Below are 16012 nucleotides of genomic sequence, written 5' to 3'. Positions count from 1 at the left end.
TAAAGAAAAAAAACCTTCATACATACACCAGCTTCCCATTGGACAAATTCATACTTTGATCCATTCGGTAAGCTGCCAGGTATCCTCCATTGGCCATTCCGAAATCCAGGCAACACACATTATGCCGGATAATGGAAGAAAATCCGGCCCGTCCATAATGGCCAAAAAACACAGGCTTTTCTCCTCCCCCATAATATTGCCTGTCATTTATCAGTGACAGGTCCAGAGCAAGGTCGGGCAAATCCACCGGGTCAACACTGAAATCTTTATAGCTCATTTGCGCGGGATCCTCCCACCATTTGTACCTGATCCTGCTTACTTCTGCTAAGTTTCCATCCTGAATAGAAAGATTTATGGGCAATGCCAACTCCTTTCCATTGAGCGTCTCTGCAAGTGCCCTGTTACATTCAGGTGTTTTTGTGATCAACTCTCCCGTAAGTGCTTTTCCAGCTAGTTTTTCCCTTAAAAGAGCGATATGCCCAGAGTCCCAACAGGCATGAACAGCACGGAAATAGTCGTTTTCATAAAAAAGAGGCAGGTTTTTAAACCAATCTACGTAGTATTTGAATTCTTGCCAATTATTATCAAATGCCAAAAGGCTGTCTTCCCACTGGAAAGAATGGTCTGCCGGCAGGCTTTCATCTTCGAGTCGAAACAGGTCCCAAATGGCATTGAACTCATGATTACCCATCAAAGCGATGGCCGAACCCTTGTCTGACATGGCCTTTACGATTTTCAGCGTTGCTTTGATTTTTGGTCCTTTATTGATATAGTCTCCTAAAAAAAGTACGGTCCTGGCCGGATGGCAAAAGGCCCCTCCTTCCATCCTGTACCCCAGCTTCCTGAGCAATACCAGCAATTGATCACTGTACCCGTGAATGTCGCCGATGATGTCGAACATGTGAGGCGTTTTGAATTGACAATTAACCAATTTCTATTATTGCTTCTACACTAAAACCGTTTGATAATGAATATTTTAAACACGTTACCAACTTGAATTGGGTGATAGCAAACTATTCATTAAATAATACTTAACCCCGGGCTTTTAAGAATTGAATCTATCAAATACCTCTTGATCAAATTTTGAAACAAATAGAATGCTTGATTTATGTAATGTAACTCCAATTTTGCTATCAATCATTTTTTCCTTCCCCTCTTCAACCATTTTATCAATAATTGAAAAATAATCGGTTGTAATAACCAGTTCTTGCGTGTCTTTATCTCTATACCCACTAAAATAGGGTAAAATTCCAACATAGTTGTCTCCGATTGGTTTTTGGATGTTATTTACAAAACCAACGTAAACCTTATTATTGTTGGTTGTTACCATCAGCAGCTTATTTTTATCTTCTTTTTGTTTTAAAGATTCCCAGAATATTCTTTCCAATTGATCCCCTCTACTTTTCAAAATCAATTGAAAAAGAAAACTTTTAGGTAGCGTTATATTCAGCAAGAATGCCAAAATAGGTGATATCCCGAAAATTAAAAGGGATTGATTAAAACCATTACAATCAAACGGAATCAGATGACCCAAAAATTCTCGTATACCAAAAAAATATTTCTCTAAAATTGAATCCAATAAAAAACCAATACCCGAAATAAAAACAGCAACAATAGAAGAATTAAAAATTAGTCTTTGTCTTTCAATTCGTTGATGATAATATTTTGTGTAATAGAATAAATTCAAGAACCAATAACCACCTAATAAAGGAAGCAATAAAAGATCAAATCTAGGCATTTCCCTTGGAATGGGGTCGGGACTCCTCACTAATCCTTTTTTGAATAGCCTTCTCTTTGTAATCTTGTACAGATTTAGTCAGGGATTGGATCAGATTGGCCGATTCTTTCTTGTCATTAAAAAGGTCCTCACTCGTCATATAAAAATCACCGCTTGAAGTTACTTTTATTCGCTTCAAATCAGTATCTCTCAACTCTTTGTAATATTTTTTAATTTCTTTAATCATATCTCCTTTAATTTAAAAAGGAAAATTAATCATTTCAAGTATTTTACGAAAAATGATCCTGATAAGCTTAAAACATCCACTTTCAAAATGATTTTCATGAATTTAGATAGGAGTTTACTGTCTTGGCAGGCAGGACTGTTTTTGTGCACAAAATCAAATCATCAAACCATCCAATCATTGCATCATCAACAATCAGCACATCCACACATCAGCAAATCAGCACATCAAACCAGCCTGCACCGCCAAACCCCCGTCTTTTCATTCATTAGCCTGACTGCAAGCAAAAATTCATCTCCCCCATCTCTTAGCCGGAATTTCTTTTTGAATGCGTCTGCCTTTAAGGGGTGATTTCGTGAAATTACATGGACCAACCCCTCCGGATAAAGCTTTTTTATTGATTTCCTGTCCGCTTTGATTTCCTCCAACACCTCGAATACCCTCCCCGGAACGGCCTCCGGAAATTGATCGGTGGTGTATACATGGGTGTGAGGGTGTAGTTTGGCCAATCCCTGCCTGACCGCAAAACTTTTAAATGCTCCTGCTTTCAATATACCGGCATAGGGAATGACCAGGTATTTTTGGGGAAAGGAAAATGCGGGTGCTGCATTGAGCTCTTCTTCCGGGGAAAAAGAAAAAACACTTTGGTCCTGACCATTGATTTCCACGGCCATAATTTTCAGGGGCTGATGCGAGCCATTGTGCACAAGCAACAATTCCCTGACCTCGTTTTTTACACTTAATACATGGATTTCTGAGATACCAGGCAATTCCCGGCTGGCCATGCTGATGTCCAGCATGGGGGAGGCCTTGATCAGGATATTGGCCGACTTCTTCTGTAGCAAGGTCCAATTCTCCACTACATCCGGTTCCAGGTCCTGTAGCCGGTACAACTTTTGGTTGCCTTTTCCTCTTCTCGCAGGATCCACGAAGAGCAGGTCAAATTTTTCCCTGGTTTGTTGGAGAAAAGCGATACCATCCTGGTGGATAATCCTCAATTGCCGGTTATTCAAAAGTTGGGGGAGGTTATGCCTGGCCAGTTCCACCAATTCATCCTGTTGCTCTATATAGGTGAGCTGAGTAAAGTTTTCTCCCAGATAAACAGTATCCACCCCAAAGCCACCGGTGAGGTCAGCCAGGGTATTTCCATGAAACAAACTGCTTTTATACCGGGCCGTAACCTCTGAGGAGCATTGCTCCATAGAGAGTGCCGGTGGAAAAATCAGGGAAGGGTTAGCCGACCAGGAAGGCAGTTTTTGTCTGGATTTTTGCCGCATGGCAATCTGCCGGGCAGCAGCCTTGATGTCCAGGCCCGGGATCTCCTTATGCCTCAAAAGCAATTGTGCAGGATCTTCATTGAAATGATCCTGCACAAATTGCATCAGGCGTGGATGATATGTGGCTTCCAGCTCCACCTAGGCCATGCTGTGTTCCATCAGGTATTCGGCAATCTGCACCGCATTGGTAGCAGCACCTTTCCTCAGGTTGTCCGCCACAATCCACATGTTGAGCGTATTGGGCTGGGTATCGTCCCTGCGCAACCTACCCACAAATACCTCATCCTTCTTGTGCGCATTCAGCGGCATGGGGTACACGTTATTGGCCGGATCATCCTCCAGCACCACTCCTGGCGTATTGGACAACAAACGCTTTACCTCATCCAGGTCAAAATCCTTATGAAACTCCACGTTGACTGACTCTGAATGCCCACCCATGACCGGAATCCGGACCGCCGTTGCGGTCACCTGAATGCTGTCGTCACCAAAGATTTTCTTGGTCTCATTGATCATCTTCATCTCTTCCTTGGTATAGCCATTCTCTTGAAAAACGTCTATATGCGGCAGTACATTCAAATCAATTTTATAGGGATAAACCATAGTGGCTTCCTCACCCTTTCTTTCGGCCATCATCTGGTCCACGGCATCTTTACCTGTACCGGTTACGGACTGATAGGTAGATACCACTATCCGCTTGATCCCATATTTTTCCCTGAGAGGCGCCAGGGCCAGTACCATCTGTATGGTGGAACAATTGGGATTGGCAATGATGCGGTCATCAATCCGAAGGACTTTACCATTGATTTCGGGAACTACCAATTTTTTACTGGGGTCCATTCTCCAGGCCGATGAGTTGTCAATCACTATGGTACCGGCTTCAGCAAACAAAGGAGCCCATTCTTTGGAAGTATTGCCTCCCGCAGAAAAAATGGCAATGTCCGGTTTTTCTGCTACGGCCTGCTTGAGGCCAATTACCGTATATTCCTTCCCCTTAAAAGTAATTTTCTTCCCTGCCGACCGCTCGGAGGCGACCAACAACAATTCATCAAAAGGAAAATTGTGCTCTTCCAGCACCTCAAGAATCTCTGAGCCTACCAGTCCGGTGGCTCCTACTACGGCTAACTTCATGTCGATTAAATTTTGACCGGTTCTGTTTTCCTGCTTTGTGATCAGAAAAACATTTTTTATTTAAGAATACTTATTTTATATACTTTTAGTTATATTCATTCAGTGAAAGCCATCTTTTCTGTATGGAGTTTCATTGCTTTTGCCATACTAGGTTTTGCGCATTCGCCTGAAACCGAAACCTTGTTAGTTCAGGATTTCGAAAGCAATTTTACCATCAGCAACCATCCTGAAGAATTTTTGCCTGGCTGGTCCGCCAACGAGCTTAGTACAGGCACAAGCCGGGTCTTTCAGGCCACCGGAGAGGGACTGAATCAGTCCAATGCCCTGGGAATTCAGTCCACCGGCAGTTTCAATGCGCAAATTTACATAAAAACATCGACTGCAGGGTTACAAAACCCTATAATTTCCTTCTATGCCAGGACCGGAAAAAACGGGTCGGGCGATAGGCCAGTCAGCTTATTCCTCTCTCTTTCAGCAAATCCGGAGCTGGGGTTTTCTGAAAGAATCCCCATTGGAGATGCCACAACCTTTCCAAATGCAGACACACCTTATGCCCCTTTTTACCCGGTGATTCCGGAGCCTTTTCGAAACCTGGAACAGGTATGGATACGACTGGAAGTCAACTATGGAGCTGGCAACGGGACGGCAGCCCGTTTGTTTATCGATGATTTCTCGATTAGGGAGCAGCAAACTCAGCTTCTAGCGCTGGCGGTAAATGAAGTTGAAGTGAGGGAAAGCAATTACCTGCTGCTGCATTTCAATCAGGAAATCGAACTCCCTACCGGGAATATTTTTCTCGACAACCTGTATGGTACTCCCCTGAGCACCAATCTGGTAGAACCCGATAAATTACTACTGGAGTTTGACGATTACCTCTATGCCAACCGCTACACACTAACAATTGAACGGATAGCCGGACTGAAGGAAGAGAAGCTGTATGAAGATTGGAAGTATGTATTTGAGCTGTCCAGTCCGACTCCTCAAGCCAGCCTCATCATCAATGAAGTCATGGCTGACCCCAATCCCAAAGGACTGGTTCCTCCAGATCCAGTATTACCCGATCAATCCAGTGCAGAGTACATTGAGCTTTTTAACCGTACCGAAAAACCGCTTTTGCTGAAGAACTTTTCCCTGAACGGTCGGCGGGTCGAAGAAGTAACAATGGATCCGCTTTCCCATGTTATCCTCTGTTCGGCAGACAATAAAACGCTATTTGAGCAATTTGGCGAGACTGCAGCCATAGACGCTTTCCCGAATCTCAACAACAGTTCTGGTACAATTACTATCCGGGATGGTTTTGGAATGCTGGTTGACAGCCTTTTTTATGCTGTTGCCCACTACCGGGATCCGGAAAAATCCCGGGGAGGCTGGGCGCTGGAAAGGATCAACCCTTTTCAGGCCTGCAGCAATGCCTACAACTGGAATGCTTCCGTCGACTCAAAAGGGGGAACACCCGGACAGCAAAATTCTATTTTCAGCGAGCTGGCAGATAGTCGTCCCTTTGAGATCACCGGGCTAAGGCCAATTACAGCCAATCAGCTCCAACTGACTTTTTCCAAGCCCTTACCAGAGACGCTTAGTCCTATGCCGAAATTTTACCTTTCGGGTGAAAAATTACAGGTTCTGGCTTATACAGACAATACGCTACTACTGGAGCTGCCAGGCGCAATGGAATCCAACCAACATTATCAACTGCAAGTGGGTAGCATGTTTGATTGCTTTGGCGTCGATCTTTCTACCGAGGAAATTGCCTTCGTATATGATGTCACGCCACCCCAATCTGAGCGCATATGGGGGATCAATGAAGACGAAATCTTGTGGGTATTTGATGAGGCGTTGTCACCAACCATTCAGCCGGAAAATTTCAGGTTTCTGGATGACTCCACCAAAATCCTTGTCGCCAGTGTAGAGAAAACCGCGCTCAATAAGCTGCGGATGCAACTGGATACCCCTCTCCAATTAGGCAAGGACTACCTGTTGGTCGCCGATAGCCTGGCGGACCAGTATGGCAACTATTTCATTGCTGATACCATCTCCTTCTATTGGGAGGACGTCGTGGACAGTGTCTTTTTCTCTTCTCCAAATATGCTGATGATTGCGTTCAATACCGCGTTAGCGCCAAACAGCACGCTGGATCCCGAAAATTACCAACTGGGACCTGAAGCCTTGCGCCCGGAACAAATATTACCCGTTGAAGAAGAAGCAGATGCCTTTCTTTTGGTGTTTGACAGAGACTTCCCCCCTGATCAACAACTCAAGTTAGAAATTACCGGCATGAGAGATCCAGACGGGCGGGAGCGAATTTCGTTGAGCAAGGAATTTGTCTGGGATACCCGCAACATCAATATCAGTGAGTTAGAAGTCCCCTCGGCCAACAGCCTACTACTGACTTTCAATAAGGCATTGGATCAGAAATGGGCGCTGATACCTCAGCTATACAAAGTAGATGGGGGAGTAGGCCATCCCTCCAAACTATCCATGCCCCATTCCAGCCAGGTAAGTCTTGAATTTGATTCAGCCTGGACTACGGGCAGCGCATACCGGCTCAGTGTGCATCAGCTCCGGGATCTCTACGGAGCCGAAATGAGCCGAAGCATCCACCGGGATTTTACCTGGGACACCCTGGCTCCCGCAATCGATACGGCCTTTCTAAGGTCTCCTTTTGTGATTGAATTGGTCTGGACCAAAGCCATTGAAAAGCCCGATTCGGTCTGGGTAGCCGCAAGTCTTGCTCAGGAGGCTTACCTTTCAGAGGATCGGCTCAAGCTGACCATCCACTCTCAAAATCCGCTCCTGGACAAGCAGCTCAGAGTGATGATTCCCAAGGTCCGGGCTATAAGCGGAGAAACTGCTTCAGCTATCAGTACAACTATTGGCAATGAATATATGAGCGTCGGCGCAGTAGAAATCTGGGACGAGCAACACCTCATGGTAACTTTCACGGGTTATCCGGATCCGGCGACCTTGCTTTTTCCTGAAAATTATCGTATTAGCGATACCCAGGCAGAGCATGTATTGCTGATGGAAAACACATACCAGGCAAAAATTCGGTTGGCGGAGCCGCTTCAGCTAAACGACAGCCTCTCAGTGTTCATTCAGCCTATCCTGGCAAAAAACGGCGCGAATGGTTTGCCCTTTCAGACGCGGTTGCTCTATATTGACGGTATTTATGACCTCTGGGTTGAACATCCACAGTTAGTCCTGATCAATCAGCTCCAACCTTTAGATACAGCCAATTTCTGGGAAGGGGAGTTTCGTCTTCTGGAAGATGAACGGAGCGTAGTCTCGCTGCTCAATAAAAGTCAACCCAACCAGATTCAATTGATCATCGATGAGCCTTTAACCTCCGGTAGCCTATGGACTTTAAAAATACCTCCCCGGAACGCTGCAAACGGAAGCCTCATGTCGGGAAGTCTCAGGCAGCTGGAATGGGACCCCTTCCCTCCTGAGTTGCAGGCCGTAGTACCCTTGCCTGGAAATCGTCTACTTCTCTATTTCGATAAAGCGTTGAATCCCGTTTTGGCCCTGGTTCCGGAATTTTATGCAATTGAGGGCATTTCTCCAGGTGAAGTCATTCTGGAGAACGAGGGAAAGGAGGTACTGCTTACCTTCGAGAGTGGTTGGGAAAGCGGTCAGGAAATTGTATTGGAAATCCACTCATTGGAGGACCTGGATGGCCATGCAATAACCCATCAATCCATGGCCTTCAGCTATCAGCCGCCAGAAATACCCTCGTTTAGAGAGCTGGTCATCAATGAAATCATGCCGGCACCCAGGTCTGGCAATCCACTTCCGGAAAGCGAATACATTGAAATCTACAATCCTACGGACAAATCCTTCCATTTGGGCGGAATGAAAGTTGCCAACTCACGGAGTGAAACCAGCCTGCCCAGGGAGACACTGGCTGCCGGTGAGTACCTGATTCTCTGTCCGGAAGGGATGAAAAAAGCTTTTGCCCCCTTCGGTCAGGTATTGGGTCTGCGGCATTGGCCAACGATACTCAATGGCGGCGATGAAATGTCTCTCTACAACAGCCAGGGAGATCTGGTAGACCGCCTGATTTATGATCCCTCCATGCCCCTGGGAGGAGAAATTGCCGGTAATGGTTTCAGCCTGGAGCTGATCAACCCATTTAATCCCTGCCAATCACCTGAAAACTATGCCCCATCGAGCAGTGAACGCAGAGGTACTCCCGGAGCAAAAAACAGTGCATTTGACGATAGCCCTGATCGGCAGGCCCCGAAACTCCTTTCTGCAATTCCCCGAGAGGGAAATCAACTGTTGCTCAAATTTTCAAAGCCTGCCGGAGTCAATAATTCCACCAGCGAATTTCAATTGAGGCCCGCAGTACACATACTGGATTCCTACCCCGACCCCACCAATCAATACCAATGGGTCATCGTCCTGGAATCGGAACTGCAGGAAAATCAGGCTTATGAACTGCGTGTTATTTCCTGGAGAGATTGTGCGGGCAATGCCATAGCTACCGAAGCCAACCATGCCTGGATCAAAATTCCTGTGCCCGCCGAGGAAGGAGACCTGCTGCTGAATGAGGTCTTGTTTAATCCCCCGGCAGGAGCGCCAAAATTTGTAGAAGTGTACAACAACTCGCCAAAGATATTGAATCTGAAAAACTGGAAGTTGGCCAATAAAGTAGACGGGGAAACCGCCAATAGAAGGGTGATATCGGGTGAGGATCTGATCATGGACCCCTTCAGCTACCTGGTACTCACCACGGACAGGGAAAAACTCGCAACACAATATCCCACTGCCAATAGAGAAAATTTCTGGGAGATGTCGTTGCCCAGCTTCCCCATCCGTTCCGGTTCGGTAGTATTGCTGGACCCTGGAGAGCTTTGGGAAGAAAGGTTGGATTATGATGAAAGCATGCACCATGGATTTCTGAGGGATGTAAAGGGCATCTCGCTGGAAAGATACTCTGTAATGTCACCGGTCAATGATCCCGAAAACTGGCATTCGGCAAGCGCTCATGTAGGCCATGCAAGTCCGGGGTTCAGAAATTCACAGGTTTTTGACGATCCCTCACAGGACTGGGGCATTCACCTTTCACCTGAGGTATTTGTACCACAAGCGACGGGGGAACAGCCATTTACTACCATTTCCTACAAAATGGAAAGGCCCGGCTACCAGGCCACTTTAAGGATATTTTCACCTACAGGTATACCCATCAGGGAGCTGTGTCAAAATGAGATATGGGGTAGCAGTGGTTTTTACACCTGGGATGGTACCAACGAAAGGGGAGAAAAAGTCAATGCGGGTTACTATATTGTTTCCTGTGAATTGTTCCACCCGGACGGTAAGGTCCTGCAGATCAGAAAAACCGTGGTGGTCGGGGCTAAATTTTAGAAAAGAAAAGGCTGTGGCCGAATTTTTTTGTACTTTGAAAGCAATTTGAAAAGCCATAACCCGGCACAATGGTTTTGATGTCAAAAACAATGCACCCAAAATTTGCTTTGCACTTATTCCTATTTTTAATAGCGCTGACAGTAACGGGCTGTAGCGATGGAGGAAAAAACAAACCCGAATATGTACTGAGATTTGGTCACCTGGCCAACAGCCAACATGGCTGGCACCAGGCCAGCCTGAAGTTTGCCGAGGAAGTGAAGAAAAGATCCAATGGCCGGCTGGAAGTAAAAGTCTATCCCAATGAACAACTGGGGAAAGAAATGGATGTCCTTACCGGACTCCTTGTAGGCAGTGCCGATATCATGATCACCGGAGAATCCCTTCAGAGCTGGAGCCTGCCCAAATCCATTTTGTGTGCCACCCCCTTTGCCATCCGCGATTCCGATCACCTGAAAAAGGTAGCCGGTGGCCCCCTTGGAGAAGAGATAGAGCAACATATTCTGGACGTTGCCGGATTCAGACCCATCGCCTGGTTTGAAAGAGGAGCCCGCAACCTTACGGCTAACCGCCCCATCCGGCATCCGGAGGAGCTGCAGGGAATGATCCTGCGGGTGCCGGCTGTCTCGCTGTACGTAGATACCTGGAGTGCCCTGGGTGCAAAACCTACTCCCATGGCCTTTTCGGAAGTATTTACCGCATTGCAACAATCTACCATACATGGTCAGGAAAACCCATTCGCTTTGATCAAGGATGCGGGATTGTACGAGGTGCAAAAATATTGCATGCTGACCGAACATGTGAAAAGCTGGGCCTATGTGGTGATGAGCAATAAAAAGTACGAAATCCTGCCGCCTGACCTTCAGCAAGTCATTGATGAAGCTGCTGCGGTGATGCAGGAGTATGAGCATGAGTTGTTTCTGGTGCAGGAGAAGAAAGATTACCAATTCCTTTTGGACCAGGGCATGGAATTCATAGAAGTGGACAAAGAAGCATTCCGGAAGGCCGCCAACAGGGCAGTAATGGAAGCTTTTGATGCCGATCAGATCGATTTGTTAAACAGAATCCAGCAGGTAGAATGATCAAGACCCATTTTCCCCTATTGGACAAAATTCTGGGGTTTTTCCTGAACCTGAGTTTTGTCATGATGATTGCGGTGGTGGTACTGCAGGTTGTAGCCAGATATGCGCTCCCCTGGTCACCAAACTGGACGGAGGAGTTGGCCCGGTTTTGTTTTATCTACCTCGTTAGCATCGGTGCCGCCCTTGCTGTAAAAGACAATGGCTATGTGAGTGTCAATACGCTACTGGACAGGCTGTCTCCTAAGACAAAATCCAAAATGGAGGTTTTTATCCTGGTGTTGATCAGTTGTCTGATGTTTACCCAATTCGCGTTTAGTCTCCCCCTGATGGATATCGTCACCTTACAAAAATCTCCTTCGCTCCATCTCAACATGGCCTTTATGTATGGTGCTATGGCCATTATGGGTTTTTTTGTGGGTCTGTATAGTGTTTTTGAACTATTAAAGAAGATCAAATGACCGTTTTGCTTTTTCTGGTGTTCCTGATTTTACTGATCCTGGGTTTCCCTATCGCTTTTGCCCTGGGGATTTCCGCTTTCACCTACCTGATCTTTAGCGATATTCCATTGATGGTCATTCCTCAAAAGATGTATGCCGGCATAGATGTGTTTGTCTTACTCAGCATTCCAGGTTTTATCCTGGCTGGCAACCTGATGAATGCCAGCGGAATCACCCAAAGGATCATCAATTTTTGCAATGCCCTCCTGGGACATATCAGAGGAGGACTGGGCCTGGCCAATGTAGGGGCCTCTATGCTATTTGGAGGCATCTCCGGTACGGCCATAGCCGATACTGCCAGTATAGGTTCAGTCATGATCCCTGCCATGAAAAAAGAGGGGTATGATGCTCCCTTTTCCTGTGCCGTAACCGCCTCATCTTCCACCATAGGACCGGTTATTCCTCCCAGCCTTCCCATGATCATTGCGGCTACATTGACGGGTTTATCTGTAGGAAAATTATTCGTAGCCGGAATTGTCCCTGGTTTGCTGCTGGGTCTGGGCTTTATGCTGACTACCTACCTTATTGCCGTGAAGAAGAAATACCCCAAAAGCAACAAACAACCTCTAAGGGTAATATTCAAAAGCTTTATACAAGCATTTTGGGCGATCATGATGACTTTTGTAATTCTTTTTGGCATTATTGGCGGGGTTTTCACTCCCACTGAAGCTTCTATAGTTGCGGTCATTTATGCTGTTGCCATCGGTCTTTGGGTTTACAGGGAGTTGAAATTGAAGATGATACCAGCCATTTTGCTGCAATCGGCCAAAACCACTGCAGCATTGATGGTACTGGTAGGTTTTGCGAACCTCTTTGCCTGGATCATGACGGTGGAGGAACTGCCCCTTTTGATCGCCAACAGCCTGCTGGAACTCACCGAAAACAAATGGATCTTATTGCTATTGATCAATTTGCTCCTGATTTTTATAGGGGCATTTATGGAAACCATAGCAGCACTTTTAATCCTTTTTCCTGTTCTGCTGGGAGTAGCCATGCAGGTAGGTGTGGATCCTGTACAATTTGCCATCATCATGGTTTTTAATCTGGTCATTGGCCTGACTACACCTCCTGTGGGGGTGTGCCTGTTTGTGGCCTCCAGTATAGGGCAGGTTTCCATAGAAAAAATTGCCAGGGCAGGATTCCCATTTTTATTGGTCAGTTTGGGAGTACTGATGCTGCTCACCTACATTCCCGAAATCAGCCTGTGGCTTCCAGGGCTATTTTACGACTGATTACAGTATTGACATTTTGGCATTATTTCAAAATTTAATTAGACAATTTGACTTATTTTAGAGCTCCCCTATGACTTATTGTCTTAATTTTCAGTTGTTTATAGCTATTTTAAAAATGGCATTTGGTTTGTTTTTCAAGAAGAAAAAAGCATTGTAAAACCAAAAACTATTATAGCCATGACACTGATGAAAGTAGCAAACAACGGAAAAAGATCCCAGGTACCTGCCTTTGACAATTTGTTTGACAGGTTATTCGACATGCCTTCGGCATTTGACCTGGGTGCTCCCCTGAGCCGTTTCAAAGCCAGCGTACCGGCAGTCAATATCAAAGAAAATGATAAAAATTACCTGTTGGAACTGGCCGTTCCCGGTCTGAAAAAAGAAGATTTCAACATCTCTTATGAAAATGAGCACCTGGTGATCGCTTCAGAAAAGAAATCCGAAGCTCAGGAAGAAACAGATCAGGTAACCAGAAGGGAGTTTCATTATGAATCCTTCCAAAGGTCCTTTTTCCTACCTGAAGAGAAAGCGGACATTGACAACATCAATGCCCAGTACAAGGATGGCATTCTTTTGGTCAGCATACCCAAAAAGGAAATCCAGAATAAGGTAAAGCAAATTACTGTAGGGTAAATAAAAATCCGGGAATTGATCAGATAGCCTCTCTTATTAGGGAGGCTATTTTATTTTCAATTATTTCGCTGAAGGATTCACCACAGATGAACCCAGATTTCCACAGATTTTTTTCTTTGTGGTCTAAGCCTAATATGCCCTTATACCACTTATATGGTTTAAAAAAAAGGAACCATATAAGGCATAGAAGAACATATAAGGGGTTCTTCGGATCCTATTCAGGTTGGATAAAATCCTTAATGACTATTTCTTACACCCCCGGATGGCTACCAATTTGCTGGGATTTCTCCCGCTCGTGCCCTAACCCTTATATTTCCTTATATGTCTTATATGGTTTGAAAAAAGAACCACATAAGGAAAATAAGGACATGGAAGGGGTTACGATATATTTATGTGTCCTTATATGGTAAAAAAAAGGAACCATATAAGGCATAGAAGAACATATAAGGGGTTCTTCGGATCCTATTCAGGTTGGATAAAATCCTTAATGACTATTTCTTACACCCCCGGATGGCTACCAATTTGCTGGGATTTCTCCCGCTCGTGCCCTAACCCTTATATTTCCTTATATGTCTTATATGGTTTGAAAAAAGAACCACATAAGGAAAATAAGGACATGGAAGGGGTTACGATATATTTATGTGTCCTTATATGGTAAAAAAAGGGAACCACATAAGGCAGAGAAGAACATATAAGGGGTTCTTCGGATCCTATTCTGGTTGGATAAAATCCTTAATGACTATTTCTTATACCCTCGGATGGCCACCAATTTGCTGGGATTTCTCCCGCTCGTGCCCTAACCCTTATATTTCCTTATATGTCTTATATGGTTTAAAAAAAGAACCACATAAGGTATAGAAGAACATATAAGGGATTTTTGCATTGATACTCAAATTCAATCTGTGCGAATCTGTACTATCTGTGGTGAGAATTTCCTTTGCTCCCGGCCCTAAAAAAACCTTTTGGCGTTTACCAAAGAGCATGCGATGCTACAGTTCGAAAAAAAACAACCTGTCAACCAATCAGCTAGCGGAGATGCCAGGCGCGGCTTCTTTACCTATCTGTTCAGCTACTTGCCGACTTCCCATGGTGAACAATCGTAGGAAAAAACCTACCATTCACGGGAAACATCGCTTACCAGATTTCTTCTTAACAAATATTTTATTAATTTAAACCAATAATATAGTGGGAATGAAATTAATAGCGAATATAACAGTTTATGATACTTGTAATGGCGAGCAGTATAATTGGAATATAGTCATGGACCCAACTCTTCCTGCACCAACTCATGGAATCGAGCGTGACGTACCCGTCACACAGTGGGATGATTATAAATCATGCGAGATTCCCTGTCTGCCGACAGGCAGGCATCTGACCGCTTAAAACAAATATTAACACATGAAATTCATTGCACTCCTATTGGTATTTACTGCATGTAACCCGGGAGATTTACGGCAAGCGCCAGATTATGATCTCGAAGTAGAGAAAAAATCTATCGCTTTTGGGGACACGATTGTGTCCCCTGTTTTTTCCTTATTTTCAATCGAAAATACAGATAGTCCCCAACATTTATTCCTGGATCGGTTTAAAAATATTGTCATTACCAACCCGGTGGAAACCAAATTTATCAGGAAAATTACCATTAAAACAGGTGATGGGCCCAATTCTATTTCCAGCGGTATAAATGATTTCTTCCCCCTGAGTGACAGCACCTTTTTAATTGAATCATTCCCTTCTTATTACATCATCAATAATTCTGGAGAAACGATTAAAAAAATAGATATATTAAGCAAACTAAGCAACCTATTCGGTGACAAATACGAAGACGACTTATATATAACAAGTTCAATGTCGCATGTACCGATTATCAATCAAAATGAATATGTGTTACAGGTATTCCGCCCAAATCTACAAATGAAGGCGGATTACCCGGAATATCCCTTATTTGTAAAAATGAGGATTGATGAAAACCTGCGGGTCGAATTAATACCACTTGATATTTTTTTTCCCGAAGAGTTTAAAACACAACCCAATTCAACTTATGCGCAACACGAAAGGCCTAAGTACAACATTACAGACAACCACATTGTGTTTGGCTTCGGATTTTCATCTAAAGTTTTCATGTACAATCTGGCAAATAGCACGATGAGTAGCCTGGATTTAAAGATAGAAAATGGAACAAATTTCTCGCCACCGGAATCAACAGGCACAACTCAAATTGGAAATACACTATTTACAAGCTTCGATGTTCCGCTGATTGATTTTGAAAACGATAAGATTTTCAGGTTTCATATTGACATTAATGAAGAGAATTCAATGAATAACATTGGTTACTTGTCCGTATTTGACACAGATGGAAAAAAACTAATGGAAAGTTCCCTTGGAAAAAATAGTGATCGCATGCTACGCAATCCATTTCTGCTAGACGGTCAGTTTTATATGAATTCCTATTTTCCTGCCACCGAGGCAGAAAATTTGGATTTTTATAAATTTAGCCTGATTGAAAAATAAGGTTAATTAAAAATTTGGTATATCACTTATATTATAAAAAAAGGGAACCACATAAGGCATAGATGAACATATGAGGGGTTTTGCATTGACACTCAAATTCTATCTGTGAAAATCTGTGCTATCCGTGGTGTCTTTCGGACTCCTTTCCTAAATACTATCTGTGCGAATCTGCGTAATCTGTGGTGAACATTTACTTCGCCCCAGGGCATAAAAAAAGCCCTTCTGGTGTGATCCAAAGGGCTTTTGAATAAATGAGGCGGCGACCTACTCTCCCGGGTGTAACCCCAGTACCATCGGCGCTGCAGGGCTTAACTTCTCTGTTCGGGA

Annotated in this window: 11 protein-coding genes and 1 rRNA gene; 6 read left to right on the top strand and 6 right to left on the bottom strand. The window is 44.4% G+C overall.

What is annotated here, in order from left to right; translation table 11 throughout:
* Positions 1–16: 16 nt before the first annotated feature.
* The 5 genes from BUB19_RS17770 to BUB19_RS17750 form a co-directional block, all read right to left on the bottom strand.
* The gene (locus BUB19_RS17770; protein ID WP_073096289.1) at positions 17–901 is read right to left on the bottom strand and encodes a metallophosphoesterase; all 885 of its coding nucleotides are present in this window, start codon (positions 899–901) and stop codon (positions 17–19) included.
* A gap of 144 nt (positions 902–1045) precedes the next feature.
* On the bottom strand, positions 1046–1738 hold the full coding sequence (locus BUB19_RS17765) for a hypothetical protein (RefSeq protein WP_073096287.1): 693 nt from the start codon (positions 1736–1738) through the stop codon (positions 1046–1048).
* On the bottom strand, positions 1731–1964 hold the full coding sequence (locus BUB19_RS17760) for a hypothetical protein (protein WP_073096285.1): 234 nt from the start codon (positions 1962–1964) through the stop codon (positions 1731–1733). Before BUB19_RS17760 ends, BUB19_RS17765 begins: the two co-directional genes overlap by 8 nt.
* Before the next feature lie 224 nt (positions 1965–2188).
* On the bottom strand, positions 2189–3343 hold the full coding sequence (locus tag BUB19_RS17755) for a THUMP-like domain-containing protein (protein ID WP_084097458.1): 1155 nt from the start codon (positions 3341–3343) through the stop codon (positions 2189–2191).
* Between the two features lie 33 nt (positions 3344–3376).
* Complete coding sequence (locus BUB19_RS17750; protein ID WP_073096280.1) at positions 3377–4366, bottom strand: aspartate-semialdehyde dehydrogenase; 990 nt, start codon at positions 4364–4366, stop codon at positions 3377–3379.
* Positions 4367–4468: 102 nt separating this feature from the next.
* Here BUB19_RS17750 and BUB19_RS17745 point away from each other — a divergent pair, with 102 nt between their 5' ends.
* The 6 genes from BUB19_RS17745 (at position 4469) to BUB19_RS17720 (ending at position 15685) form a co-directional block, all read left to right on the top strand.
* Positions 4469–9733 carry a lamin tail domain-containing protein gene (locus BUB19_RS17745; RefSeq protein WP_073096278.1) on the top strand — a complete coding sequence of 1755 codons (5265 nt, stop codon included), beginning with the start codon at positions 4469–4471 and terminating at the stop codon, positions 9731–9733.
* Between the two features lie 89 nt (positions 9734–9822).
* The gene (locus BUB19_RS17740; RefSeq protein WP_073096470.1) at positions 9823–10812 is read left to right on the top strand and encodes a TRAP transporter substrate-binding protein; all 990 of its coding nucleotides are present in this window, start codon (positions 9823–9825) and stop codon (positions 10810–10812) included.
* The gene (locus tag BUB19_RS17735; RefSeq protein WP_073096276.1) at positions 10809–11270 is read left to right on the top strand and encodes a TRAP transporter small permease; all 462 of its coding nucleotides are present in this window, start codon (positions 10809–10811) and stop codon (positions 11268–11270) included. Before BUB19_RS17740 ends, BUB19_RS17735 begins: the two co-directional genes overlap by 4 nt.
* Positions 11267–12541, top strand: coding sequence for a TRAP transporter large permease (locus tag BUB19_RS17730; protein WP_073096274.1), 1275 nt, complete (start codon positions 11267–11269; stop codon positions 12539–12541). The genes BUB19_RS17735 and BUB19_RS17730 overlap by 4 nt, the downstream gene beginning before the upstream one ends.
* A gap of 177 nt (positions 12542–12718) precedes the next feature.
* Positions 12719–13174, top strand: coding sequence for an Hsp20/alpha crystallin family protein (locus tag BUB19_RS17725; RefSeq protein ID WP_073096272.1), 456 nt, complete (start codon positions 12719–12721; stop codon positions 13172–13174).
* Positions 13175–14572: 1398 nt separating this feature from the next.
* A complete protein-coding gene (locus BUB19_RS17720; protein ID WP_073096270.1) occupies positions 14573–15685 on the top strand; it encodes a hypothetical protein in 1113 nt (370 codons plus the stop codon).
* 251 nt (positions 15686–15936) lie between these two features.
* Here BUB19_RS17720 and rrf read toward each other — a convergent pair.
* A 5S ribosomal RNA gene (rrf, locus tag BUB19_RS24845) occupies positions 15937–16012 on the bottom strand; the annotation flags it as partial.

Source organism: Cyclobacterium lianum (assembly GCF_900143075.1).
Lineage (GTDB): Bacteria > Bacteroidota > Bacteroidia > Cytophagales > Cyclobacteriaceae > Cyclobacterium > Cyclobacterium lianum.
This window is presented reverse-complemented; position numbering and strand designations above follow the sequence as displayed.